Source organism: Vibrio sp. STUT-A16 (assembly GCF_026000495.1).
Taxonomy (GTDB): Bacteria; Pseudomonadota; Gammaproteobacteria; order Enterobacterales; family Vibrionaceae; genus Vibrio; species Vibrio diabolicus.
On sequence record NZ_AP026766.1, the window covers coordinates 1,707,312 to 1,733,259 of the forward strand.

19 protein-coding genes are annotated in these 25,948 nt (G+C 41.4%); 18 read left to right on the forward strand and 1 reads right to left on the reverse strand.

Annotated features, from left to right (window positions below):
• Positions 1-224 precede the first annotated feature (224 nt).
• Entirely contained in the window at positions 225-2,375 is a 2,151-nt protein-coding gene (locus tag OO778_RS24320) for a serine/threonine-protein kinase (RefSeq protein WP_192943735.1), read from the reverse strand.
• A 312-nt stretch (positions 2,376-2,687) separates the two neighbouring features.
• Here OO778_RS24320 and tagH point away from each other — a divergent pair, with 312 nt between their 5' ends.
• From tagH to tssI, 18 genes are all read left to right on the forward strand, one after another.
• The gene (gene tagH / locus OO778_RS24325) at positions 2,688-3,881 is read left to right on the forward strand and encodes a type VI secretion system-associated FHA domain protein TagH (protein WP_074189676.1); all 1,194 of its coding nucleotides are present in this window, start codon (positions 2,688-2,690) and stop codon (positions 3,879-3,881) included.
• Positions 3,882-3,892: 11 nt separating this feature from the next.
• Complete coding sequence (gene tssJ, locus OO778_RS24330; RefSeq protein WP_005395676.1) at positions 3,893-4,348, forward strand: type VI secretion system lipoprotein TssJ; 456 nt, start codon at positions 3,893-3,895, stop codon at positions 4,346-4,348.
• Between the two features lie 57 nt (positions 4,349-4,405).
• A complete protein-coding gene (gene tssK, locus OO778_RS24335; protein WP_242657399.1) occupies positions 4,406-5,695 on the forward strand; it encodes a type VI secretion system baseplate subunit TssK in 1,290 nt (429 codons plus the stop codon).
• Between the two features lie 11 nt (positions 5,696-5,706).
• Complete coding sequence (gene tssL / locus OO778_RS24340; protein WP_046875354.1) at positions 5,707-6,999, forward strand: type VI secretion system protein TssL, long form; 1,293 nt, start codon at positions 5,707-5,709, stop codon at positions 6,997-6,999.
• Positions 7,000-7,015: 16 nt separating this feature from the next.
• A complete protein-coding gene (gene tssM / locus OO778_RS24345; RefSeq protein ID WP_074189674.1) occupies positions 7,016-10,534 on the forward strand; it encodes a type VI secretion system membrane subunit TssM in 3,519 nt (1,172 codons plus the stop codon).
• Positions 10,516-11,211: a type VI secretion system-associated protein TagF gene (gene tagF, locus OO778_RS24350; RefSeq protein WP_074189673.1), complete on the forward strand. Its 696-nt coding sequence runs from the start codon at positions 10,516-10,518 to the stop codon at positions 11,209-11,211. The genes tssM and tagF overlap by 19 nt, the downstream gene beginning before the upstream one ends.
• Positions 11,212-11,220: 9 nt before the next feature.
• Positions 11,221-12,015 carry a protein phosphatase 2C domain-containing protein gene (locus OO778_RS24355; RefSeq protein ID WP_074189672.1) on the forward strand — a complete coding sequence of 265 codons (795 nt, stop codon included), beginning with the start codon at positions 11,221-11,223 and terminating at the stop codon, positions 12,013-12,015.
• Positions 12,008-13,126 (forward strand): type VI secretion system protein TssA, encoded by a 1,119-nt coding sequence (gene tssA / locus OO778_RS24360; RefSeq protein WP_074189671.1) that lies wholly within the window; start codon positions 12,008-12,010, stop codon positions 13,124-13,126. Before OO778_RS24355 ends, tssA begins: the two co-directional genes overlap by 8 nt.
• A 15-nt stretch (positions 13,127-13,141) precedes the next feature.
• Entirely contained in the window at positions 13,142-13,672 is a 531-nt protein-coding gene (tssB, locus tag OO778_RS24365; RefSeq protein WP_005396385.1) for a type VI secretion system contractile sheath small subunit, read from the forward strand.
• Entirely contained in the window at positions 13,672-15,165 is a 1,494-nt protein-coding gene (tssC, locus tag OO778_RS24370) for a type VI secretion system contractile sheath large subunit (protein WP_005396386.1), read from the forward strand. Before tssB ends, tssC (OO778_RS24370) begins: the two co-directional genes overlap by 1 nt.
• A gap of 52 nt (positions 15,166-15,217) precedes the next feature.
• Positions 15,218-16,729, forward strand: coding sequence for a type VI secretion system contractile sheath large subunit (tssC, locus tag OO778_RS24375; RefSeq protein ID WP_046875358.1), 1,512 nt, complete (start codon positions 15,218-15,220; stop codon positions 16,727-16,729).
• 10 nt (positions 16,730-16,739) lie between these two features.
• Complete coding sequence (locus OO778_RS24380) at positions 16,740-17,534, forward strand: type VI secretion system accessory protein TagJ (protein WP_074189670.1); 795 nt, start codon at positions 16,740-16,742, stop codon at positions 17,532-17,534.
• A 7-nt stretch (positions 17,535-17,541) separates the two neighbouring features.
• Positions 17,542-18,006 (forward strand): type VI secretion system baseplate subunit TssE, encoded by a 465-nt coding sequence (gene tssE, locus OO778_RS24385; RefSeq protein WP_012842186.1) that lies wholly within the window; start codon positions 17,542-17,544, stop codon positions 18,004-18,006.
• A complete protein-coding gene (gene tssF, locus OO778_RS24390; protein WP_046875359.1) occupies positions 18,003-19,826 on the forward strand; it encodes a type VI secretion system baseplate subunit TssF in 1,824 nt (607 codons plus the stop codon). Before tssE ends, tssF begins: the two co-directional genes overlap by 4 nt.
• Positions 19,823-20,788 carry a type VI secretion system baseplate subunit TssG gene (gene tssG, locus OO778_RS24395; protein WP_046875360.1) on the forward strand — a complete coding sequence of 322 codons (966 nt, stop codon included), beginning with the start codon at positions 19,823-19,825 and terminating at the stop codon, positions 20,786-20,788. Before tssF ends, tssG begins: the two co-directional genes overlap by 4 nt.
• Before the next feature lie 10 nt (positions 20,789-20,798).
• Positions 20,799-23,366 carry a type VI secretion system ATPase TssH gene (gene tssH, locus OO778_RS24400; RefSeq protein ID WP_264912003.1) on the forward strand — a complete coding sequence of 856 codons (2,568 nt, stop codon included), beginning with the start codon at positions 20,799-20,801 and terminating at the stop codon, positions 23,364-23,366.
• 208 nt (positions 23,367-23,574) lie between these two features.
• Entirely contained in the window at positions 23,575-24,054 is a 480-nt protein-coding gene (locus OO778_RS24405) for a type VI secretion system tube protein Hcp (RefSeq protein ID WP_005375967.1), read from the forward strand.
• 48 nt (positions 24,055-24,102) lie between these two features.
• Entirely contained in the window at positions 24,103-25,938 is a 1,836-nt protein-coding gene (tssI, locus tag OO778_RS24410) for a type VI secretion system tip protein TssI/VgrG (RefSeq protein WP_264912052.1), read from the forward strand.
• Positions 25,939-25,948 lie beyond the last annotated feature (10 nt).

The window sequence follows — 25,948 nt, forward strand, 5'->3', positions numbered from 1 at the left end:
AGTTACGTGATAGTGGGTTCCAAATAAAATGCTGGGTTGGGAACAGTCTTGTCTACCTAGTTTAAAGTAATCATCAAACAAGTAAGCCAAGTGCTCGCCAACTTTGACTATTCCTTCAGTCAAGGTTAACTCTCCTAATAGAGTACAAATACAAGCTAGCAACCTAGTTGCATAATGGCAAGTAGCTTGACGCAAAAAAGGGGCCTTGCGCCCCTTTTGTACAATTAGCTTTGCTTGGAGTCCTGTTCTACCTGTCTCATTAATTCGTTCGCTTTCTTCATTGCGCGCCTTGCGCTTGTGGTCCTTCTCTTATTGAGCAGTATGTCGGAGAAGCGCAGGTATTTATCTGCAGTTTTGAATCTCAAATCGTTAATATCTTGAAAACCGATAGGAAAGTTCTTCGAAAACTGATCAACATCTTTCACTAAGTTATCGAGGTGAGTTGTTGTTCTTGCCTTTTCTAGGCGGTAATAGAAGTTTTCAAATTCCTCTTGGAACAAAATTCGAGCAGCCTCGTCCGGAAATGGTAGAGGATCGTTAGAGTCTAGCGCGGTCTCATACAGTTTCATTTCGAGAACTGCATCTTTCATCGCGTTGCTTATTTTTAAGTTGTTTTGATGCTCTTCAACGTTTGAGAAGAAAGTATTCCCAACCTTAATTAGCGCAACAAGTGCTGCAGCATCTTTATTTTTGAGTGCTTCAGTTAGGTGTTTACCAAAAACATCGCTAGATAATGAGCTTGGTGTAAATGGGTAATCCTGATGAATTTGATTTAACTCATCTTTCAGTTCATAGACGGACTTACTGCCTTCTTCTTTACTGTATCGAGACTTTTCCAGTTGGCTATTGATTTGTCTGGCTATCGAAAGCAATGTGGAGTGCTTGCTTGATTGAATATCTAACGCCAGAACTTCAATTTTATGTGAGTCAGGGTAGTAGGCTTTTGCTTTGTTTAGTACAGACTCGATTTCATCATAATTTGGATAGTTGTTAGCATCAGAATTCAGAACCTGATCAATCTCAGATTCAAACTCACTTAGAAGGTAGCTCTTGTGCTGTCGTAGTAAGCCAGCTTTAATCACCGGGTGTAAGTTTTTCTCACTATTAATCAGTGACAAGCTTTTTTCTGGTGGTGTATCAAGCAACCATTCCTGCCCATTAATCTGATCATTTTGCTTGTTAATAGCTATTTCTAAATCAGAGATGGTTTCTTGTTGTTGTTGATAGCCAAACACGATTCCGGTAACCAATAGTACGCTTGCAGCTACACCGCTAACGATAGGCCAATATCGCAAGTTCAACTTTTGTTTTAACTGCTCTGGGGTAAGGTCTTTGGGGATGATGCCAGTTGAAAACACGCGTGCAAAGATAGGCCACTTAGATGCTGGCATATTAGTAGGTTTCGAGACCTTCATTTTCTTTTTGAGAGCTTCATTAACAGGAGTTCTTGAATAAGGATGCTTGCAACTCAATAACTCGTAAGCAATACAAAATAGCGCAAACATATCGTCGCTTAAGTTTGGCTCTTTACCCGACAACAAGTTGAGCGATGCGTAGTTTGGAGTATAGCCAAGAGTCTCCACATTTTCGGATTTACGTTTAGCTGCGTATTGATCTTGCTTTAATTGATGAGTTTTAGATACACCAAAGTCGAGTAATTTAACATTACCTTCAGACGTTAAAATGACGTTAGCGGGCTTTAAATCGGCATGCACGACACCAAGTGAATGGGCGTAAGACAGCGCGTCAAGTACCTGATTTAGAATCGATAAAGTTGCGTTAAACTTCAGCCCATGCGGCCTAGATCGTTGTATTAAATTCTCTAATGTTTCCCCGTTAATATATTCCATCACTAAGAAATATATTTCGCCATCAACACCAAAATCAAAAACCCTAATAATATTAGGGTGGCTTAATCTTTGTGTTTGCTGAGCTTCACGTATCAACATGCGTGCAGTCTCTGGTTGAGATGCAAACTCTTTTTGTAAAATCTTTAATGCTACGTAAGGGGTTTCTGAACCTGAAGATTCTAATATCTTATCTTTAGCCAAATAAACATCACAAAGTCCGCCATGGCCAAGAACCGACTCGATTTCATATCGATTTTTGACAGTTGTGCCTATTAAATTCTCATTAATAACATCTTTGTCATTATTTGATGTGTTATTTTTATTGTTTGTTTTCTTATTAACTAACGGAGTGTTTTCTTTTTGAGACAGTTTTGTATTTGTTTCATTTTTATTTTGAACGGAGCCTTCATTGCTAGCAACTTTATTTGATTGGATTGCATTGTCTCGTTTTTGAGTCTTTACAATTTTAGTTTTGTCTCCGCTATCTTTATTATTTATAGAATTGTTTTTATTACTGTCTTCCATCACAAGAACTCCGTATAAATGATGGGGGAATATATACCTTTCTGCTCAATGAAAAGTCATTATGTTAGAATTTCGCGGCCAAACTAACATTCGTTTTTTTATTGATGAAAGTCTAAGTGTCAAAAATTTGAACTTGGTTGGATAATTAAAATTGTTGAACATTACGTGATTGCTTTGATAAAAAAATGATTCATTATTCCGTGCATGATTTTCAATGGCAGGTTTAAGGTTTTTATTAATCTTACTGTTAATAAGAAAGTGACTAATAATAAAATTAAAAATAATATTTAGCAGGTCTTTGGCGAGGTTTACATGAAGTTGGTTTTAACCATAACAAGTTTTCACAAATTTACTCCAGAGATTGAGAGTGAGTTTGTGTTTGAATCAAGTGATGAGCATGCCAAAGTTACATTTGGTCGGTCTGAGCAATGTGATTGGACACTGCCAGACCCTGAAAGAGTAGTATCCGGAACTCACGGAGAGCTCATCAAGTTTGGTGATAAATACTTGATAAAAGACTTATCAACTAATGGCACGTTTGTTAATAACGCTGTGACACCTGTGGGCCAAGGAAATGAGATTGCACTAAGTGACGACGATACGGTTAGTTTAGGGGATTACCAAATTTCAGTAAGTATTCAAACTAGCACTGAGGCATTCAATAATCAGGAAAATAACTTTCGTTCCAGTTCAGAACCTGAAGCATTCTCGAGTTCATCTGAAGCAGAGTTTGTAGACCTCGGCCTTAGTGCCAGTGAGCTTTTGAATGAGAGTGTTCCTTCTGACTTTCAATTAGATATTGGCTTAGTCGATGATTTTATTGATATCCCCAAACCAGAAAAACAGAGTGTAGATCCTACACCTGTACCGGAAACCCCACGTCAGCTAGAACGTCAGCCAGCTCCCAAATTTGATAGTAAAGGGAGCGAGCTTGCGGCGTTCATTAAAGGAACGGGTATTGATCCAACGATGATTCCCAGCGACAACAGAGAACAATGGTTTGAACAGCTGGGGGAATCATTTTCTTTGATGTTAGTTGGTTTAATGGAAACGCTGCACAATCGTGCGGTATTTAAACAAACAAATCGACTTAGTCATACTGCGTTTCGGAAGTCAGAAAATAATCCTCTGAAGTTCTCTGCGAATTTAGAAGATGCAATTCATAACTTATATAACCGTCAAACTGCAAGTTTCCTAAAGCCAAGTGCAGCCATTAAAGAAGCGTTTAGTGATATAGAAAGTCATGAACAAGCGTTAATGAAAGGTGTTGAGGGTACGGTTTCAAGTGTTATGTCGCTTGTTGAACCTACGTCGATATACTCAGAAGCTTTATCTAAAGACACGGTTATTAATAAGGTTATTCCAGCAAGGAAATATGCTCAAAGTTGGAAGCGGTTTGAGGATATTCATGAAAAGCTATCCGATGACATTATCAATAAAGAATCTCCATTTTATTTAGAAGATTTCGCTAAACACTATGAGTTAGCATTAAAAAATAAAAGCTAGGAAATAGGGTGATGAAAAGAGTTTATCAGTACATTTTGTTATTAATTTCAATGGTTTTATTTGGATGCTCAGCAGCCAATTTAGTTGTTGATCCATATTCAGATCTAGAAATAACAGCAAATCACAATATTAACCCTGACTCCAATGGTAGGCCATCCCCTGTAGTCGTGTATGTTTTTGAATTAACATCAAATACCCTTTTTGAAAGTCAGGATTTTTTTTCAATTTATGAAGAAAGTGAAAAAGTCTTAGGCCCTGATTTAGTGAATAAATATGAAATATCATTAACTCCAGGTCAGAAAGAAACATATCAGGCAAGTATGTCTCCAAAGACTGAATACTTAGGCATTGTCGCAGCGTTTCGAGATATTGAAAATTCAAATTGGCGACAAGTCATTGAAGTGGATAAGACCGGTTACAACACCTATCAAATTCTGTTAGAAGATCTGTCTTTGGTCGTAAAATAACGTTTAGTTGGCTAATTATAAATGACGCAATACTCCAAGACGGCTTGGTGCGAAGGGATGTTTTTACGTCCCCAGCACTTTCAACAACATGAACGCGCAACCTCTCAAGAATTCAAAGGCTTACATCAGTTTGGTGGGGCTTATAATTGGGGGGTTTGGAAATGTCGAGTAAAAGAACATGCATTAAAAGATGGTCTGATTGAATTAGATCACTTTGAGGCAGTTTTGCCAGATATGACTCTGGTTAATACCTTAACAGCCAGCGATTCGGTTGTGCCTTTATTTATTGATAAAGACGTAGAAAATACGTTAGTAAAAATCACTCTTCCCCTTTCAAATGTCAAAGGTAAAAATGTTTCTGATGTAAGTGAGGCGATCGTTTCTCGTTATGTACTTAAAGACGTTGACGTTATAGATAATCTCACTGGGCAGGATGAAGAAACGATTCAAGTCGCAGCCCTAAACCTGGAACTGAAAGCCAGCAATGACAAATTAGCGGGTTATGTTGAGTTACCGATATTGAAAATAAAAGAGGTAACGGCAGAAGGCGAAGTAATACTAGACGATTCGTATGTTCCACCGCTTATCAATTTACTTAGCGACAAAGTTATGTCGGCTTACTTGCGTAACGTTATTGCGATGACAAAGATGCGTGCCGACGTTATTGCGCAGCGATTGATTAAGGGCAAAGCCGCATCTGCATCTGCTGTTGATTTCATCATGCTACAAATGTTGAACAGGTATGAGGCGATGTTAAAGCACTTTAGTGACCTAGACAGGCTACATCCATTGGAATTAGCTACGATCCTGAAAGGTTATATTGGTGAATTAGCTACGTTTTCTGACAAAACCAAGAGGATGCCAAGCTTACTTGCATACGATCACTTAGATGTATCAAGTGTTTATAGCGAATTGAATCAAGTTCTGAGTCAATATCTGAGCGTTGTCCTTGATCAAACTGCAAGCAAACTTCCTTTGGAGCCACGACAATATGGAATTCAAGTGACGCCACTTCCAGATAAGCGTTTACTTGAATCATGCCAGTTTGTACTTGCGGTCAAAGCTGATACGACAACAGATGAAATCAGACGTTTAGTCCCGGCGCAGCTCAAGTTTGGACCAGCGGAGCAGATTCGTGATCTGATCAACAATCAGATTAATGGCATAAACGTAGCGCCATTGAGTGTAGTACCGAGGCAGATCCCTTACCAAACGGGTTATGTCTACTTCGAAGTAGTCAAGAAAGGCCCGTTTTGGATGAGGCTGAAAGACAGTGGTGGTATTGCGCTGCATTTATCGGGGCATTTTCCGAATGCTGACCTTGAGCTGTGGAGTATTAGTCAATAGGTGTGCTCAGTATGGAACAAACGATCGTAAAACCAACACCGGGTGGAAGAGCACCCGCACCGAAACCACAATCAGAAAAGTCAGCAGATAATACGGTAGTTATCTCAAAAAGTCCTGAATTGGTGAATAACGATTCAGTGGTTGCTTATGGGAACAACCCTTTATTGGCAGAAGCGAATGGTCTTTTATCCATTATTGGTCAAATTCGAGCGACAGCGACTCATTCTGACCCGTTGTTTCTAAAAGAGACGTTGGCACAAAAACTTAGAGATTATGAGAACCGACTACGCCACCACGACGTTGATTTGGACACTATTGATACGGCTCGTTACTGTTTGTGTTGCTCGTTAGATGAAGCGGTGCTCAATACTAATTGGGGGGGGCATTCATTTTGGAGCCATGACTCATTGCTTAGTTCTTTCTATGCAAGCAGCCAGGGTGGGGAAGCGTTCTTTAAGTACCTTGATAAGTGCATGGCACAACCAGATACAAATTTAGATTTGCTTGAATTGATGTACGTGTGCCTATCGCTTGGGTTTCTCGGCCAATATCGTTTGGAAAAAAACGGACTGGAGTCTCACCGAAAACTGAGAAGGCAGATTATCGCTATTCTTAAGTCTTACGGAAGAGGGATACCTCAAGAGCTAAGCAATAGTATCGAACAACACATTTTGAATGGCTCTAAGGCTTCCGACAGAGCTCCTCTCTGGGTTGTGTGCTCCGTAACGGCTGCATTATTGGTTTGTATATTTATGTATTTTAGCTATGAGCTAAACAAGGCTTCCAACCGCACCTTTTCTCAATTAGTCAATTTGGTTCAACCGCAACAGCTTAACCAAGATACAACGTCAGAATCAAAATCAGCGCCAATTGCAGAAAGGATCTCTATGTATCTGGCAACCGAGATCGGGAAGGGGCTAATTAACGTCGAGCCGTTGCAAGACAGGGTAAGAATTTCGTTAAAGTCGCAAGATCTATTTGAATCAGGTAGTGCTGATGTTGTTGCGTATATCCAACCCGTAATTTCTAAACTCGCTAGAACGTTGGAGTCGACCCAAGGCAAGATCATTGTGACAGGTCATACCGATGATAGGCCAATTTTCACGAGTAAATATCCTTCGAACTGGCATCTATCACTAGCTCGAGCTACTGCTATGTCTGAACAACTTATCTCGAATAGCGCACTAGAAGGTCGAGTCATACCAGAAGGTCTGGGTGATGCAAGACCATTGGTTGAAAACAATAGTGACGAAAACCGAGCTATTAACCGTCGAATTGAAATCGACCTCCTTGTCGCGAATTAATAACAGGTAGATAGAGATGCGTATTAAAGAAATTGGCAGAATATTTACTCAAAGGTGGTTTCTCGGTCTTATCGGTGTCGCTGCTTGTTCAATTTTTATTTGGGTTGTTGGTCCACTTATCACGATAGCGGGATATGAGCCACTAAAGAGCGACTTCCAACGACTCGTCACGATTTTGGTGCTGGTGTTTGTGTGGGCTTTATTCAACGTGACTAAGCAGCACAAGCAAAAAGTTAAAGAAGACGAAAGTATTCAAACGTTACTTGAGGTTGATAGTCAGTCAGATAAAGAAGCGGCGAGTGAAATTGACTTAATGCGCGAGCGTATTGAGCAAGCTGTCAAAGTAGTAACGAAAACACATAAAGGAAAGCGAAGCTTATATGACTTGCCTTGGTATGTGTTGATCGGCCCTCCAGGGACAGGGAAAACAACAGTGTTAAAGCAGTCAGGGCTGGAGTTTCCGTTAGCGGATAGCCTTGGTTCTGACTCTATTGCTGGAGTCGGTGGAACTCGTCATTGTGATTGGTGGTTTGCAAATAAAGCAGTTCTGATTGATACGGCCGGTCGATACACGACACAAGACAGTCAAGAAAAGGTCGACTCTAAAGCATGGCACGGCTTCTTAGGGTTGTTGAAAAAATATAGAACGCAAAGGCCAATTAATGGTGCAATTGTCACGATCAGTTTAGCCAGTGTGATGTCGCAGACAAGAACCGAGCGAAGCCTTCATGCCCGAGCTATCAAGTCGCGCCTTCAAGAACTGAAGAATCAGTTAGGGATGCAATTTCCTATTTACGTACTACTGACCAAAATGGATTTAGTTGCGGGTTTCAATGAGTTCTTCTCTGATCTAAGTAAGGAAGAGCGTGAGGAATTGTTCGGTTTCATGTTTCCGCGTGAAGTGGCTGATGAAAGAGGGGTTATTTCTTTATTCAATAAAGAATTTCATGGCATGTTGGAGCGCCTTGATGCGCGAATGCTGAGAATCCTTGAAACTGAAGATGATTTAGAGAAGCGAGCACTTATTTTTGAATTTCCTAAACAGCTAAGGGTATTGCAAGCTAACCTTGATGAATTTTTAGCGGAAATATTTGCACAAAATAGTTTTGAAGAGCCAGCCTTGATTCGTGGTGTGTTTATGTTGAGCTCGGTCCAAGAAGGCTTACCAGTCGATAAGTTAATGAATGAATCGACCAATGGACTTGGACTAAATCGCCTCGCTCTAGCAAAAAGCCCAACAGGATCTCATAGTTATTTCGTGAAGAACTTGTTTGATAAGGTTATTTTCAAGGAACAACTGTTAGGAACGGTTAATCGTCACTATCAAAAGCAGTCAGGGTGGATGCGCCGAGGTGTTTACATTGGCTGTGCTTGTCTACTGCTAGGTGCGTCTGCACTTTGGCTTATGAGCTACAAGTGGAATTCTCAGTTGATTGTCGATACCAATGAGCAAGCCGGCCATATTGAAGCAATGATTGGTGCTGAGAGCCTAGATTTTGAGGCGGATATTATCTCAGCCGTAGAGACATTAGACCGATTGATGACGCTTCCTCTAGGAAAGCAAAGCAACTACGGCGATGCTGATTCCGTAAAAAGGTTTGGTCTCTATCAAGGAGATAAAGTCTCACAGGCGGCGAACAATGCATATTCTGATGCGTTGACCCAATATTACGCTCCCTTGCTTCTTGATAGCTTGGTGACGGAAATGGAAAGTAATCAACAGCATCGAGAGTATTTGTATGAAACGTTGAAAACTTATTTGATGTTATTTAATCCAGACAAATACCAACAAGATGAAGTGTTGGCTTGGTTTAACTTTTATTTTGAACGTCAATATCCGGGTGAACTAAATCTAGACTTAAGAAAAGGTCTGTTACAGCACACTCAAAATTTATTAGAGAATAATGGACAAGGCTTTTCTTATAATACTGCTGCCGTGACTAATGCTCGCGAGGTTTTGACACAAATGTCTCTACCAGAACGTGCTTATCAGCGAATGAAGATACAATTTTCGAAGAGTCATGTTCCTTCATTTCGTTTGACTGATGTCTTGGGGCCTAAAGGGCTTGAGCAGTTTGAACGAGCGAGTGGAAAGCCGTTATCACAAGGCATTTCGGGCTTTTATACGTACAATGGCTTTCATAGCATTTTTCAGATTCAGATCAACCGTACAGTAAAAAGCCTAATGGAAGAGAACTGGGTTTATGGTGACGATCTTAAGGCTCATGAAATTGATCAAGATAGCGCTATTCAAGGAGTCCAATCTCGATACTATCAAGATTATGTGAATGAATGGAAAACTCTGATCGAAGATATTCAACTTAAGCAGGCTCCGAGCCTAGAGCTTGCAACAGAACAAGCTAGAGTTCTATCTGGAGTTGAAAGACCAATCGAATCGTTGTTGAGGGCAATCCAAAAAGAAGTTGGTTTGTCGAAAGTATCATTGTCAGAAAATCAGAAGGCCGCTTCTGAAGTTGCTGGTAAGGTTGCCAAAGTTAAATTTTCGAATACGGCAGATAGACTAGACATGTACTTGCCTGAAGAAAATGGTTTCAATGTTGCACTGCCAGGTAAAGAAGTCGAATCTCATTTTTCGGAGATCTTACGTCTCGGCGAACAAGACTTTGATGATATTCAACAAGCGATGGTTAACTTGCGCTCGTATTTAAGCGACTTATCAAGCTCGGGTAATAATCAGAAAATTGCTTACAAAAGTATTTTAGATGGGACCGTTACACAAGATGTGGCTGCTTCCTTTGCTCGCGCTAAAGAACTTTTGCCTAGGCCATTTAATCAATGGCTAGGTGAACTTTCTCAAGAGTCAGTTAAGTTTGCGGAGAGCGGGTCGAAAGATCATCTAAATCAGCTTTGGGTTACGCAAGTGGTGCGCCCTTATCAGCGGACTATTGCGGGTAGATACCCATTCGAGCCAAATGCAAGCAGAGAAGTAAGGCTGAAGGACTTCAAACGTTTCTTTGGTTATGGAGGTACGCTTGACTCATTCTTCCAAGAGTATCTTGAACCGTTTGTCGATACTTCGAAAAGTCGTTGGCGATTAGAAAAGGAAATTGGAGTTCGTCCAGAAACGCTGATGGTCTTTCAAAGAGCGAAGCGTATCAGGCAGTCTTTCTTTGAATCTGATAATTCATTGCGCGTAGAGTTCGGTATGAAACCAGTGTATCTGGATCAGCACATTACTCGGTTTGTTCTAGAGCTAGGTAAGCAAGATTTGGTTTATAAGCATGGACCAGCACGAGCTAAATCCTTGAGCTGGCCTGCGGGTCAAGACCAGACTCGAATAGTGTTCACACCACCAGAATCTAAACGCGAAATTGCTCATACCTATGAAGGTGAGTGGGGCATATTCAAGCTTTTGGATCAATCACTTAAAGCAAGACCAGAATCACGTAAAGACAACATAGTTATGATTGATTTAAAGGGAAATAAGGTGCAGCTAGAGCTTATTCCGTCTAGTGCTATTAATCCGTTTTGGTCAAATGAAATGGAGAGGTTCAGATGTCCACGAACCTTGTAACATCAGCCTGGGGTTATATCGGTAAAATGCCTGCAAAAGGAGACTTTGTGAAAGATGGCTTATCACAAGATTTTTCAGAGCGCTGGCATGACTGGCAGCAGGCTGTTATTGCAGTCAGCAGAGAACAATTGGGTGAAAGTTGGAATGAGCACTTTTTAACCGCGCCTGTGTGGCACTTTGCTCTGGATGTTAGTTACTTAGAAGACTCGACATACATTGGTAGCATGATTCCTAGTGTAGATGCATGCGGTAGATACTTTTTCTTTACTATAGCTCGTGCCGTAAAAGGTGAAGCTGCGCAATATTGGGGGGACAAAGCTTGGACCGAGGACAGTGCATCTCTTGCCCTAGCAGTACTTGAGGACGACTTTGTATTTGATGTTTGGCATAAGAGCATGCAAGAAAAAAACGATTTAGTGGCGAATGTAAAAAGTGAAGTGCGGCCTCTTAAATTTCTTTATCAAAGCCAAATATCTACGATTTTTCATGACCAAGGTGGAGTAGATCAAAGCGCACTTTTGAATTACCTCATTAAAGAAAAATTGAGTAAGCCATGCTTTTGGTGGACTGAAGGCTCGACTCTAGTTGAACCATGTATGTTTATGACCAGCGGTTTCCCTTCTATTGGTCAATTTTCTGCCATGCTTGATGGCGGTTGGAAAAAGTGGAATTGGTAGGATAGAAGAATGAATTGGAACTATTTTACCTTTGCTAAATCGCATGCAGGAAAAGTACGTCCTTATAACGAGGATGCTCTTTTAGATATGACAGAGCAGCATATTTGGGTTGTAGCCGATGGAATGGGGGGGCATAGTGCTGGCGACATCGCAAGTCAGATGCTGGTGGATAGAATCGCGCGCCATATGCAGGATGTCCCAAATACCAATATCGATGATATCCGGAGTGTGGTTCAAGCAGCGAATTTAGAAATTTACCAATACGCACAAAATCACTTAGACGGTAAAACGATGGGAACAACTCTCGTTTTGTTGTTTATCCAGGACGGGTATTACCACTGTCTTTGGGTCGGTGATAGCCGAATTTACCAGCTTAGAAATGGTCATTTTTCTCAAAAAACACGCGATCATAGTCAAGTTATGGATTTAGTCGATCAAGGGTTATTGGCATTTGAAGATGCTGAGTCACATCCTCTCGCAAATGTTATTACCAGAGCTGTTGGGGTAGATGAGAGTATCACTATTGATCAAGTTTCGGGGCAGTTGGCTGACGGAGATCAATTTCTTCTGTGTAGTGATGGGCTTTCTAAAGAATTAACGAGTGATGAAATTCACCGGACATTGTATGCGGACTCAGTAAATCAAGCAGGATTAGCGCTCATGCATTCGGCGTTAGTGAGAGGTGCAAGTGATAACGTTACTTGTGCGTTAGTCAAAGTTCGCCAAGCGCAGACGGAATTTGAAGCAGTAACGAGAGAAGACGCGACGATCCCCGTTTTTCATAGAGGGAGGTCTTATGAATAGTGAGATGTTCGATTGGTATGAACAAGCGTTGACTCCTATATCTCAAGAGAATCCCACAGGTGTTGACCCTAGAGAAGATGTATCGCCACAGTCTGCTTATTACCGATTAAAAGATCAGCGTATGGCTGCGCGAAATGCAGAGCGCAATGCACTTATAGAAGAAGAAAGTATTTATACCCACAGTAACTTATGGCGGGTATTTATAGAAGAAGTACCAGAGATACTTACGAATCAATCTAAAGATTTAGAGTTTGTTGCTTGGCTTATAGAGGCTCTAACTCGATTGTATGGTTTTCGCGGTATGGGCGTTGGGTACAAACTCGCAACCGAGTTCATCGAGAAGTTTTGGGATGCTCTCTATCCAATGCCTGATGAGGATGGCATTGAAACAAGAATATCGGCGATTACTGGCCTCAATGGTATCGATAGCGAAGGAACACTTATTTTCCCTATTGCTTGTATCCCGCTTACTGACGTAGGCGTTGAGCAAGCGTATGCCTACTGGGAATATCAGCAAGCTATTGAGTTGGAGCGTTTAGATGAAGATAAGCGCCGAAATCGAGTCGATCTTGGCGCTACAGAGCTATCTGATATTACAACTACAGTTAAATCTACCTCTGATGCCTTTTATCGTGAGCTAATCGCTGATCTGGAGTTCGCCACAGAGTCATTTAATGAATTCAGTCAGCGATTAGATGAAGCGGTAGGTGATGTTACTCCTAGCTCTTATATATCAAAAAGGCTTGAATCAATACACTCGGCATTAAAGCATCTCCTTGGAGAGCGTTTTAATCAACCACAAGCTGTGTTTGAAGAACTGGAGGAGGTGGATGAATCTTCTTCTTCGGAACAACAAGTGAGTTCACAAAGTTCTGATGCACTATTAGCGACAAACATGAAATCACGAGAGCAGGCGATTAGACAATTGCAGCAAGTGGCTGATTTCTTCAGAGAGAGTGAGCCTCACTCACCAGTTTCTTACTCCATCGAACAGATCATTCGTTGGTGTGGAATGCCTCTGCCGGAGTTACTGGCGGAACTTATCTCCGACGGAGATGCAAAGAAAAGCTACTTCCGTTTGGTTGGCATAGCAGAACAAAATGAAAATTAATAAAGGGAGAATGGTATGACGAGTATCCACTCGAAACTGTCACGAGTACGGAAGCCTCGTGTCCACATTACCTATGATGTTGAAACTGAAGGTACAACTCTTAAGAAAGAGCTACCTTTTGTTGTAGGTGTAATGGGTGACTTCGCTGGTCAAAACACTGAAGCGTTGAAGCCTTTGAAAGACCGCCGTTTTATTCAGATCGATCGAGACAACTTCGATGATGTGCTCAAAAAGATGAACCCATCGGTTAAGTTCAAAGTTGCGAACAAGCTTGCGAACGACGATTCACAGTTTGAGGTGGATTTGAACTTTAAATCAATGCAAGACTTTGAGCCCGCTGCGATCGTAAATCAAGTTGATCCACTGCGCCAACTGATGGAAACGCGTAATAAACTGCGTGATTTGATGACAAAAGTTGACCGTTCTGAAGAGCTTGAAAACATCTTAGAGGATGTTTTGAACAACACAGACAATCTGGCAAAACTTGCGGGCGAGTTAGATCTTGGCAAGAAAGCGAAGTCAGACAGTACTGAAGGAGCTGAATAATGACGACTGAAGCTGAAAAGCAGTTAGATCCAACTGTTAATGAACAAACAACTTCATTTTTAGATCAAGCTATTGGTGCAACTAAGCAGACAGAAGCCTCTCGTGCTGAAGAGCTAATTAAAACGCTCACTGAAGAAGCGATGAAAGGGACGGTTACTTGGAACAAAAACCTAACGGTCACTTTTCGTGAAGCAATTAATTTACTTGATAAACAGATTTCTGATCAGTTGTCTGAAGTAATGCATCATCCTGAATTACAGAAACTTGAAGGTTCTTGGCGTGGTTTAAATTATCTAGTGATGAACTCAGAGACGAGCTCTACTCTGAAAATTCGCATGATGAGTATGACCAAGAAAGAGTTACATAAAGACTTGAGTAAAGCGGTTGAATTTGACCAAAGCCAGATCTTTAAGAAAGTTTACGAGTCTGAGTTTGGCAGTGCAGGTGGTGAACCTTATGGTGCATTAATTGGTGACTATGAGTTTACCAACCACCCAGAGGATATTGAGTCGCTGCGCCTAATGTCAAATGTAGCCGCTTCAGGCTTCTCCCCATTCTTGTCCGCGGCCTCACCAGCACTATTTGGTTTTGATGAGTGGACTGAACTGTCAAAACCACGCGATCTAGACAAGGTCTTTGAGTCGCTAGAATACGCTCAATGGCGTTCGTTCCGTGAGAGTGCTGATTCACGTTTTGTTAGCCTGACTATGCCGAAAGTTCTGGCTCGTTTACCATACGGACAAGCCACTGCTCCAGTTGAGGAATTTGGATTTGAAGAGTTCGAAGTAGATCCAGTGTCAGGTATTGCTGTCAATGCTGAGCATAATGACTACTGTTGGATGAACTCTTCGTACGTTCTTGGTGTTAAGTTAACAGACGCCTTCTCAAAATATGGATTCTGTACAGCTATCCGTGGTGCAGAAGGTGGTGGTCGAGTGGATAATTTGCCAACACATTTCTTCATGAGTGATGATGGCGATCCTGATATGAAGTGTCCAACAGAGATTGGTATTACCGACCGACGTGAGGCAGAGTTGGGTAAACTTGGTTTCTTACCGCTTTGTCACTACAAAAACACCAACTATGCGGTGTTCTTTGGTGCGCAAACCTGTCAAAAACCGGCGAACCACGAATCTCCAGAAGCAACGGCTAATGCGGCGATTTCAGCACGTCTACCTTACATGATGGCGACATCTCGTTTTGCGCATTATTTGAAGGTAATGGCTCGAGATAAAATCGGTAGCTTTATGGAAGCAGAAGACGTTGAGTCTTGGTTGAACCGCTGGATTCTAGGCTATGTAAATGCTTCAGAGGGTGGTGGTCAAGAGATCCGAGCGAAATACCCTCTAGCAGATGCTCGTGTCCAGGTTAAGGAAATCCCTGGCGCACCAGGTTCTTACAATGCTGTAGCATGGCTTAAGCCTTGGCTGCAAATGGAAGAATTGACGACATCTTTGCGACTTGTTGCAAAGATCCCTCAGTCGGGTGGATAAGAGATGAATTGGCTGGTCGTAAGGCCAGCCATACCAAATCGTTATGTTCTAGATGGAAATAGCAGTGTCACTTAACTTTCGCGATCCCAGTAAGCTAAAGCATGAATTCAGCACAGGGGGCTATGCTGAGCTTGATAGCCCTTGGTTGACTCGATTCAATGAATCTTCTGATCTTGTAGAGGCAGCTCGAATTTGGCTAGAAGGTACGCGTTCAAGAGATTTGGACAGTTTTCGTCATAGTGTGATGAACACGATAAACCGAATTGATGAGCTATTAGAATCTCAATTAAACGAAATAATACATCATCCTGAGTTTCAACAACTCGAAAGAGGTTGGATCGGCGTGAGGTATTTATGCGAACAGGTCGACACTCGCTCATCAGACTCCGTCAAAGTCAAGGTGTTGGCGGCAACATGGAATGAAGTCAGTAAAGATGCACTAAAAGCCATCGAGTTTGACCAATCAGCACTATTTAAGCTGCTCTATCAAAATGAATATGGCATGGCCGGGGGAGAACCCTTTGGCGTGGTAGTTGGCGATTATCAACTTCGTTGTGATGCGAGTAAAAATTATTTTGATAGAGATCTGTCTGTGCTCAGCAAGATCTCTCAGTCTGCAGCGGCAGCATTCAGCCCGTTCATTATGTCAGCATCGCCGGAGATGTTTGGTGTTGACAGTTTTTCACAGCTCTCTGCGATAAGAGATATTGCGGCCCAATTTGAACAGGCAGATTACGCAAAATGGCGCAGTTTGAGAGACAACGATGATACCAAATTTATTGGCCTGACTGCGCCGAATGTTTTATTCCGTCAGCCATATAAAAGTGATGGTTCACGCAACGATCAGTTCGACTTTCAAGAGCATGTCTACGACTCTAATCGCGATTTGCTATGGGGGAGTAGTGCGTATTGTTTTGCGGCCGTATCAATTAGAGCGTTTCAGGAGCATGGGTGGTTTACGCACATGCGAGGCATTAAGCAAGGGGATTATAGTCAGGGCATTATCGTCGCTCCTACTAGGAACAAAATGCGTGTTAATGGCAAGAATGACCGTGAAAGATGTCCTTTAAACTTAAAGATCTCTGAGAGAAAAGAACAAGAGTTGTCTGAATGCGGTTTCATTTCTATTTCTCCTGTACCTGAAACCGATATGGTAGGGATGACCTCGAATGTATCTCTCTACAAGCCTAAGCAATATGCAGAAAAACACATTTCAACGAATGCAAAGCTCACGTCGATGTTGCAATACACGTTGTGTGTGTCGCGAGTTGCACATTATCTCAAGGTTATGGGGCGTGACAAGATTGGTGGGTATCAAGATGCAGAAAGCCTAGAGCGAGACTTTCAACGATGGTTGCATCAGTACACTACCGCGTCGGATGAAGCATCTGATGAACTTAGGGCGAAGTATCCCTTAAATGAAGCGAAAATTACGGTTCGAGAGAAAAGAGAAACTCCAGGACACTATTACTCTGTTATCCATTTGCGACCGCACTTCCAGCTCGATCAAATGGTATCTAGCATTAAATTAATTACTGAATTATCACCAGAGCACTTGGTGTAAGGAAATAACAATGACCCAATGGAAAAATGCTTTGTCCCAAGGCCAATTGCAACAAGCTCTAGAGCTATTAATTGATGAAATTAAAGCGGCGCCTAAAGATGCAAGCTTGAGAAGCTCGTTCATTGAGCTGCTTTGCATTGATGGAGACTTCGAGCGTGCGGATGAGCAACTTATGCAATCGATCAAATTGTTTCCTGAGTATCTACCTGGTGCAAGTCAGTTGCGACATTTAGTGAAAGCGGCCCAGGCTAGAAAAGATTTTATCGACGGTGCGGCTAGTGCCAAGGTATTAGGTGACGAGGAATTCACTAAAGAGCTTGTTCGCTTTAACCTCGCTCTCAAAAATCAAGACTATGCAGAAGCGTCACACCTAGCGCATAGCATTGAAGAGCATCGTACTATTAAAGGCTTTAACATAAACGGTACAAACTATGAAGATGCTAGGGATATTGATGATCGTTTAGGTGGTTACATTGAACTGTTTTCCACCGCGGGTAACTATTTTCTTGTTCCAATTTCTAGCATTCAAGCGCTAGAAATAAAAGCACCTACCTCTTTATTAGAAAGTATTTGGCGACCTGTAGAGTTTGATATTGACGGACTTGGCGAAGGAGAAGGTCATATGCCATTGACCTATGTTGACTCAGAAACTGACGCACAAAAGCTAGGTCGAGAAACGGATTGGAAGCAGCTTGGTGAGCAAGAATCCTTCGTGGGTTTAGGCCAAAAATGTTGGCTAGTTGGTGATTCAGCCCTCCCAATCTGTGACTTGACTACATTGTTAGAATCGAAACAAATAGCGTAACAAGAACATGTCTTTAACCGTTTCTCTGCTGGACAAATTGATGGATAGTGATCCTTCAACTAGAGATGAAAAAGATTTCCCTACGAGCCAACAACAGATGTTGAACAGCTTGCTTAGAGATCTGGAGTCTATGTTAAATAGTCGTATCGGATGGAAAAACATTCCTGATGACCTTTTAGAGGTTCGCTACTCAATATTGAATTATGGTCTGCCAGATTTTTCCTCGATGCCTTATAGCAGCCAAGAGGGGCAGAATCAGCTTTGTGACATTGTTCATGATGCAATTAAAGAGTTCGAGCCTAGGTTAAGGAATCCTTATGTCCAGATTTCGGACGAGAAAAACGCTATTGATAGGGTGTTGAGGTTGCAAATTAGCGCCACTTGCTTAATCGATAACAGCATTCATGAAGTGCGATTCAATTCTGAAGTAGAGCCGGTAAATTTAGGTATGAAACTGAGTAGAGCGAAATGAGTGAAGAGTTTCTCAAATACTATAATCGCGAGTTAGCTTATTTACGTCACAAAGGACAAGAGTTTGGGGAGCAGTATCCTAAGATCGCTGCGAGACTCCGTATCAGTGAGGAGCAGGTTGACGATCCACATGTAGAAAGATTGCTAGAAGGCTGTGCATTTCTAACGGCAAGGATTAGACAAAGTTTAGACAATAGTTATCCTCAGTTCACTGAATCTTTGATGGGGCAGTTATATCCGGATTTTCACGCACCAATTCCATCAATGTCCGTCATTAAGATGAACTGCTCTAGCTCCACTTCCTCTTTTTTTGACGTAGAAGAAGGTGAGCGAGTCGTTATCGGTGCTCCTGGATACCACGAATGCGAGTTTAGAACCTGTTATCCGGTCAGAATGTACCCTGTTGATGTGACCTCTGGCGCTTTCAAAAACGCACCGCTTAAATCGGTGGGCTCCCAATGGGAAAGCCATGCTCATTCAGTTTTGAAAATCCAGCTCACCGCTCAAGATGAAGAGACATCTCTGAGTGACATGGGATTAGAACGGTTGCGCTTTTATTTAAACGGGCAATCTCAGTTGACGTTTAAACTTTACCAAATGCTATTTCAAAATCTAATTGGTTTATCTGTCGTTGCGGGTGGCAAAGAAGTTCGTTCTTTAACGAAAAGGCATCTTATTGAAGTGGGATTTTCAGAAGATGAGAAGGTTGTTCCATACAGTAAGAGAAGCTTTTCGGGAGCAAGATTACTTGTTGAGTATCTGCATTTCCCTGAGAAGTTCATGTTCTTTGATATCACTGAACTCGGATTATCAGAGTTAGCTCTTGGAGAGCAAGCTGAACTGTATTTTTACTTTGATACCAATGATGATTGGCTTCCTAAGCAAGTGGATGAAGAGAGCTTGATGGTTGGTTGTGTACCAGTCGTCAACTTATTTAAAAGTGTTATGGAGCCCAAGCGTATTCTACCAACCGAGTACGATTACCACTTATCACCGCAATACCAGGAAGCCGAGAGTAATGAGGTTGTCTCTATTTCTGACGTAACGTTGAGAAACTGGAACAAAACGTATCACAACCTGCCATGTTATCACGCTGGTGAGCACACGCATTATATGAACGCGAGTGAAATTTATTGGTTGATGAGACGTGAGGATAAAAATTGGGCTGGTGGATACGATGAACCGGGCAGGGAAACTTACATTTCTTTTGTTGATAAAAGGCATCAATTGTTCAGTCCAGAGAGCCGAGAAAACTGGTTAATGTACGTTGAAGCGGAGTGCTGCAATCGTAATTTAGCGCAGAAGCTTCCATTTGGAGGCGGTCTTCCAAAAGTCTCTTTGCCGGAAGTAAATGACAACTTCGAGTCAGTTCGTTGTTTAGTTTCTATATCAGAAACCCTCCGGCCAGAAATGGATGAAAGTACACGATGGCAGTTAACTAAGCTTCTAACTTTAAACCACTTTACCGAAGAAGATGGATTAACAACTTTGAAGCAAACTCTGAATCTCTATGCATTTTCTGGGACCGCAGAAACGAAAGCGGTAATTGATGCTTTAGCGAAGTTAGAGTTCGAGCCGACTACAGGCAGAGTAAGTCAGAAAGGTAAAGTTGGTTTTGCGCACGGTATAAAAATCATTTTGACGGTTTCTGATCAAATTTTACCTAAAGAGCAAATCTTCCTCCTAGGTAGTGTGCTATCCGTTTACTTTGCACAATATGCTGAAATTAACATTTTTACGCAGCTAGAAATAAGACTTAAGTCAACGGGAAAACCCTTCCACTTATGGCCTGCATTAACTGGCGATAAGGTGTTGCTATGATCGCGGAGCAATTTTATCGAGATCTAAAGCAACATCCGTTGTTTGAAGCAATTCACCTTATCGAACACGAGATCTTGCAAGCCGAGGCACAAATAGGGACAGATGCTCTACCTAAGCATGAAAAACTAAACCTAAAGGTCAACCCATCGTTAGGTTTTGAAAATGCGCAGCTTTGCGATCTGAAACATATTGATAGCCACAAGCTAGCACTAGAAACTAATCTGATAGGCCTAACGGGTGAGCAGGGGGTGCTTCCTCAGCACTACAGCGAGTTAGCTTTGCATCGTCAAAAAGAAGGCGATACAGCAATGGTGGACTTCTACGATATTTTTAACCATCGTTTACTGTCTCTTTACTATCGATGCTGGCAACTAAGTCAATTGACCGTTCAGTCTCGTGCTCATGCACAGGGATTACGTTCACCTTTAGAAGATTGTAAATCGGCATTAACTGGGCAGGGTAGTTCTTTGTCCCTGCACTATGGTGGTGTTTTTGCTTCACCGACGAGAAGTAAAGCTGGACTAAAAAGTGTTCTTGAATGTTTATCTGGATGCCAAGTAAAGATTCATGAGTTTCAAGGGCAGTGGCTACATCTTGCAAAAGAAGAGCAAACACGTCTTTCATCTCGAACTATGCCAGAAGGGCAGTTTGCTCAACTTGGTTCCGGAGCATCCTTAGGCTCGAAAGCTTGGAATATAAACGCAGGAACAACGATCGAGTTTCTGCCAAAGCACAAAGATCTGGTTAGTAAATTACTGCCTAACCATCCAAATGTAGAAATTATTAAACGTGCGGCTTATGAATTTATTGGTAAGCATAAGCAAGTGAAATGGCAGCTCACCACCAAACATAGTTTATTACCTCAAGTTTGTTTATCAAAAAAACATGGTCAGTTAGGTGTTGGTTCTGTACTTAAAAAACATAAACGCACAAAAGATCGAACCATAACAATTACTATTTAAAGGAAACATAATGGCTTCACTCTCACTTTCAGCGTTGGTCGAAAGATTGTCTCCTCAGGCTAAGGAAACACTTGAACAAGCAGCTGCGATGGCAAGCTCTCGAACCCATCACAGTATTGAAATGTCTCACTGGTTAATGACGATTATTCAACACCCTGCCGATATTTACTCGGAAGTTTTCGACGAATTTGATGTCGATAAAATCAAGGTTGAAACTGATCTTCAAAAGACACTTGAAAAATACAAAACGGGATGTCAATCGGTCCCAGGTCTTTCAGCTCACACAGTGACTGTGATGCAAAATGCTTTGCTATCGGCAACGATTGAATTCAATCAGGAGCAGTTGGATTGCATTCATCTTTTATTTGCCTACTTGTCCGATAATACGTTAGTCAACATGGCTGGTTCGATTAGCCCTGAGCTAAACAAGATAGAACCATCTCGGTTATTGAACTTTAAAGAAAGTAATACGCGTCAATCAGGATCGAATGACCTAGGGAAATCAAACGCGAATTCTGCGCTGAATCAATTTACAACAGATCTTACTGAGCAGGCTAGGGAAGGTAAGATAGATCCGGTTATTGGTAGAGACAATGAAATCCGTTTAATGATCGACATCTTATTAAGACGTCGACAAAACAACCCGATTCTAACTGGTGAAGCTGGCGTTGGAAAAACAGCCGTTGTTGAAGGCTTGGCGCAAAAGATTATCGATGGCGATGTACCTCCTGCTCTACAAAATGTAGCGATTAAGTCTTTGGATCTGGCGTTATTGCAAGCTGGTGCTGGCATGAAAGGTGAGTTTGAAAACAGACTTAAAAACCTTGTGAAAGAAGTTAACGACGCACCACAACCCATTATTTTGTTTATCGATGAAGCACATGGTCTGATTGGTGGTGGGGGACAAGCAGGACAAGGTGATGCAGCGAATATTCTAAAGCCAGCGTTAGCGAGAGGTGAACTCAGGACGATCGCAGCAACAACTTGGGCAGAATATAAAAAGTATTTTGAAAAAGACGCGGCTCTTACCAGACGCTTTCAAGTAGTGAAGGTCGACGAGCCAGCGCCGGAGCTAGCGATCGAGATGTTACGTGGTTTACTTGACGTAATGGCACAATACCATGACGTCCACATCACTAGCCAGGCCCTCAATGCTGCCGTTCAACTCTCAGCTCGATACATTAATGGCCGACAACTGCCAGATAAGGCTGTGTCTGTTTTAGACACAGCCTGCTCGCGAGTCGCGTTAAGTCAATCGTCTACACCGGGAGGTCTAGATGCGAAAAGGAATAAACTAAAAGCTAAGCAAGCTGAGTATGAGCACCTAAGCCAAGAAAGTCAGCTAGGAGCACCTCTTGATATGCAGTTGCAAGATATCAGAAAAGAGATTGATGTTCTATCTATTGAAATAGTTGAACTAGAGATGCTGTGGGAGAAAGAAAAAGAGTGGGTAAGTGAAGCTAAGTCACTTAGAGCTCAAATAATCAAGGAGGGTTCTGAGACTGCTAGGGACAAGTTACAAGAGCTCGAAAGTAGCCTCTCCGCTAACTCGCAGCCATTAGTATTTTCGCATGTCAATGAAGCGCTTATTGCAGAAGTAATTTCAGATTGGACCGGGATACCACTGGGCAAACTTCAGGATGATGAAATCCAAGCTGTACTGAGTTTGAAAGAGAGTTTGTGTAAACGAGTTGTCGGACAGGATCACGCTTTGGAAGTCATGTCTGAAGTGATAAAAACTGCCAGTGCACAGCTCACGGATGAGACACGACCAAATGGTGTATTTCTTCTCACGGGACCAAGTGGAGTGGGTAAAACTGAATCTGCTTTAGCTATTGCAGAGAAAGTGTACGGCAGTGAAGAGAATGTCACAACTATCAATATGTCCGAGTTTAAAGAAGAGCACAAAGTTTCCTTATTATTAGGCTCGCCTCCAGGTTATGTTGGGTATGGCGAAGGTGGTGTACTTACTGAAGCCGTCAGACGCAAACCTTATAGTGTGATTCTCTTGGATGAAATGGAAAAAGCACACCCTGGAGTTCAAGATATTTTTTATCAGGTATTCGATAAAGGCTCAATTAAAGATGGTGAAGGTCGCGATATAGATTTTAAAAACACTATTATTATTATGACCGCGAATACAGGGACCGAAACGACGATGTCTTTGTATTCTGATCCTGATTTATCTCCAGAACCTTCAGCACTAAAAGATGCTTTGCGTGACGATTTGTTGGTTGACTTTAAACCTGCATTTTTAGGACGTGTTAATGTATTACCTTATTTGCCTCTATCAAGAGAAGTATTGATAGAAATAACAAAATTAAAATTAGCCAAAGTTACGAATCGCATTCGTAAAAATTACGGCGCTGACCTATTTTTTGATGAAGAACTAATTAATGATATTGTAGACAATAGTAATGAGTCGGGGAGCGGTGCACGTGTGGTACAGACAACCATAGAAAACACATTACTTCCTAAGATTTCTCATGAAATATTGCATGCAATTCTTAATGATAAGACGTTTGATGAAATTATTGTTAAAGGTACAACTAGTGGACTTGATGTCTCAATAGTTTAACATCCTTTACACTCTCAATAATAATTGGGAGTTGGTTCATATTAACTATTATTTTTTATAAAAAACGCTTAAATTAAGTCTTATTTAAAGATATAACAGGGCGTATTTAAAATGAAGTTTTTGATACATTAATCACTAATTATCATCAAACGTCAGATAATTAAATTACTACGATATATGTCAATTAATAATGCTATAGGAGATTAGCATGCAGTCTAATACGTATCTTAAATACGCAGATATTAAGGGTGAGGCAACTGCCGAGCAATATAAAGATTTGATTACACTACTATCTGTAGATTGGAGTGTAGGTCGTGAGATCTCATCATACACTGGTACAGCGATGGACCGTGAAGCGAGCGCTACTCGTCTATATGATTTGACTATCACTAAACTTCAAGACCGTTCTTCTCCTGACTTATTTAAAGAAGCGACAATTGGTAAAGGTAAACCTGCGGTTTTCCATATTACTAAGCAGGGTGAGAAAGTTGAAGAAATCATGAAGATCGAACTGACTGATGCGATGATTTCTAACTACTCAGTTTCTATCCAGGATGATCGTCCAGTTGAAACCATCACTATTTCTTACACTGAAATGATGATGACAGTGACTCCTACTGACGATAAAAACAACACTTCTGCGCCATTGGTATACGGCTACAGCGGTGTTAAAGGTCAACAAATGTAATTTTTATGCGGGGGAATATTCCCCCGCATTTTTTGAAAGAAGTATTTAATGAAAAGAGCAACTCAAGATAACAATTTCATCCGAATTTCCTCTCCATTCGGAAAAGATGCCATCATACTAAACTCATTTGAGTATAGAGAAGAGATCTCAGAACTTTTTTCATTGCGTGCTAAAGCTTACTTTAATGATCAACGAAGTGAGTTAAACGAAATAATTGGTAAAGAAGTAACAATTACCCTTGAAAATAGTGAGGATGTTTCTTCAAAACCTCGTTATATACATGGCTATGTATCTGCTGCAAGATTGGAAGGGCAACGAGTTTCTAATGCTCATAATGGTGAGAATTATAAAAATATAGAGTTATTAATAGAGCCTAAATTACGTTTCGCCGATTATAGAAAAAATTGCAGAATATTTCAGCATAAAGATATAAAAGAAATTATCTCCGAAGTACTCTCGGAGCATAGTGTCGCCTTTAGTTTTGAGTTAACTAAGTCGTACCCTAAATACACATACAAAGTGCAATATGAAGAGTCAGACCTTGAATTTGTCCGACGCTTATTGTCAGAAGAAGGGCTATCGTTCTGTTTCACACACACTAAGTCTGTCCACACGCTTAAGATTTTTGACGACATCAGTTTCTATAAGCCGGGTACAGAGTTTTTAGTCGATTTTGATACAGGTACGGCTAAGTCTAGCCATATTTCTTCTTGGCATGAAACCCAAGTTTTGACGACTAAAGCAAGCCAAAAGTCTGGCTATAACATGCTTAAGCCTTCGTCTAATCCTAAAAATACTGCCAAGGGTGAAAGTGATTTTTTTACCGTGCCTGAAAGCGAGTATTTTGAATACATGGGTGAAACGGAAAGTGATGACCAATACGCACTTAGAAACACGCACGCTATAGAAGCACTACAGCAAAACGCATATCTGTGCCGTGGCGAGGCAACGTGTCGAACGTTCAGTGTGGGAAAGTGCTTTAAGTTTAAAAAGCATGAAGATAAGTCTCGAGTCGGCAAAGAATACGTACTGTCCTCCGTTTTTTTATCTGCGGCTGTTTATAATCAGACTGGTCAAGGTGGCACTGCTGCGCAAGGTGTTAAAGTATCATTTAGTTGTGTTGACTCAAAAACAATCCTTCGCCCTTCAGTGAACTATCCGAAACCTCAGATGAAAGGTTTGCAAACCGCAGTGGTAACGGGAAACAAAGATGGCGAAATTTACATAGACAAACACGGTCGTATTAAAGTTCAGTTTCACTGGGATCGTGTTGGTAAATACGATGTAAACAGCTCATGTTGGATTCGTGTTGCGCAAAATATCGCGGGTAACGGATGGGGCTCGGTGTTTCATCCTAGAGTAGGACAAGAGGTCATCGTCGAGTTTGTCAATGGCGATCCTGACCAGCCAATTGTTACGGGGTCACTGTACAATGGTAGTCAACTCCCTCCCTACACGTTACCAGAGCAAAGCTCTCAAAGTGGTTATAAATCGCGTTCTGTACAAAAAGGCACATCTAATTTTAATGAGTTGCGCTTTGATGACAAACCCGGTGAAGAACACATCTATCTTCATGCCGAAAAACTTTTCCAAATGCTAGTTGAAGACTGTGTTGATATTGCCGTTCAAAACAGTAAAACCGAAAAAGTGACGAATGATGTCAATCAAGAGATTGGCAAGAATGCGACCTTGAAAGTAGGTAAAAACTTTTCTAATGAAACGGGTGAAGTGCTGTCTTTTAATGCAGGAAAGAGTATCGAGATCAAAGTCGGTGGCGCTTCGATTCAGATGTCTAGTTCCGGAGAAATCAACATCAAAGGCAATAAAATATCTATTAACGGCTCTGCTATCGCTCTTAAAGCTGGGCAAATTTCATTGAACTAAGGTGATTTAA

Coding starts and splice junctions, on each gene's coding strand:
- tssH (WP_264912003.1), top strand. CDS start 20,799: ATGGCTTCACTCTCACTTTCAGCGTTGGTCGAAAGATTGTCTCCTCAG.
- tssF (WP_046875359.1), top strand. CDS start 18,003: ATGAGTGAAGAGTTTCTCAAATACTATAATCGCGAGTTAGCTTATTTA.
- tssG (WP_046875360.1), top strand. CDS start 19,823: ATGATCGCGGAGCAATTTTATCGAGATCTAAAGCAACATCCGTTGTTT.
- tssI (WP_264912052.1), top strand. CDS start 24,103: ATGAAAAGAGCAACTCAAGATAACAATTTCATCCGAATTTCCTCTCCA.
- tssA (WP_074189671.1), top strand. CDS start 12,008: ATGAATAGTGAGATGTTCGATTGGTATGAACAAGCGTTGACTCCTATA.
- tagF (WP_074189673.1), top strand. CDS start 10,516: ATGTCCACGAACCTTGTAACATCAGCCTGGGGTTATATCGGTAAAATG.
- tssC (WP_005396386.1), top strand. CDS start 13,672: ATGACGACTGAAGCTGAAAAGCAGTTAGATCCAACTGTTAATGAACAA.
- tssC (WP_046875358.1), top strand. CDS start 15,218: ATGGAAATAGCAGTGTCACTTAACTTTCGCGATCCCAGTAAGCTAAAG.
- OO778_RS24380 (WP_074189670.1), top strand. CDS start 16,740: ATGACCCAATGGAAAAATGCTTTGTCCCAAGGCCAATTGCAACAAGCT.
- tssJ (WP_005395676.1), top strand. CDS start 3,893: ATGAAAAGAGTTTATCAGTACATTTTGTTATTAATTTCAATGGTTTTA.
- tssM (WP_074189674.1), top strand. CDS start 7,016: ATGCGTATTAAAGAAATTGGCAGAATATTTACTCAAAGGTGGTTTCTC.
- tssB (WP_005396385.1), top strand. CDS start 13,142: ATGACGAGTATCCACTCGAAACTGTCACGAGTACGGAAGCCTCGTGTC.
- tssK (WP_242657399.1), top strand. CDS start 4,406: ATGTTTTTACGTCCCCAGCACTTTCAACAACATGAACGCGCAACCTCT.
- OO778_RS24355 (WP_074189672.1), top strand. CDS start 11,221: ATGAATTGGAACTATTTTACCTTTGCTAAATCGCATGCAGGAAAAGTA.
- OO778_RS24405 (WP_005375967.1), top strand. CDS start 23,575: ATGCAGTCTAATACGTATCTTAAATACGCAGATATTAAGGGTGAGGCA.
- OO778_RS24320 (WP_192943735.1), bottom strand. CDS start 2,375: ATGGAAGACAGTAATAAAAACAATTCTATAAATAATAAAGATAGCGGA.
- tssE (WP_012842186.1), top strand. CDS start 17,542: ATGTCTTTAACCGTTTCTCTGCTGGACAAATTGATGGATAGTGATCCT.
- tagH (WP_074189676.1), top strand. CDS start 2,688: ATGAAGTTGGTTTTAACCATAACAAGTTTTCACAAATTTACTCCAGAG.
- tssL (WP_046875354.1), top strand. CDS start 5,707: ATGGAACAAACGATCGTAAAACCAACACCGGGTGGAAGAGCACCCGCA.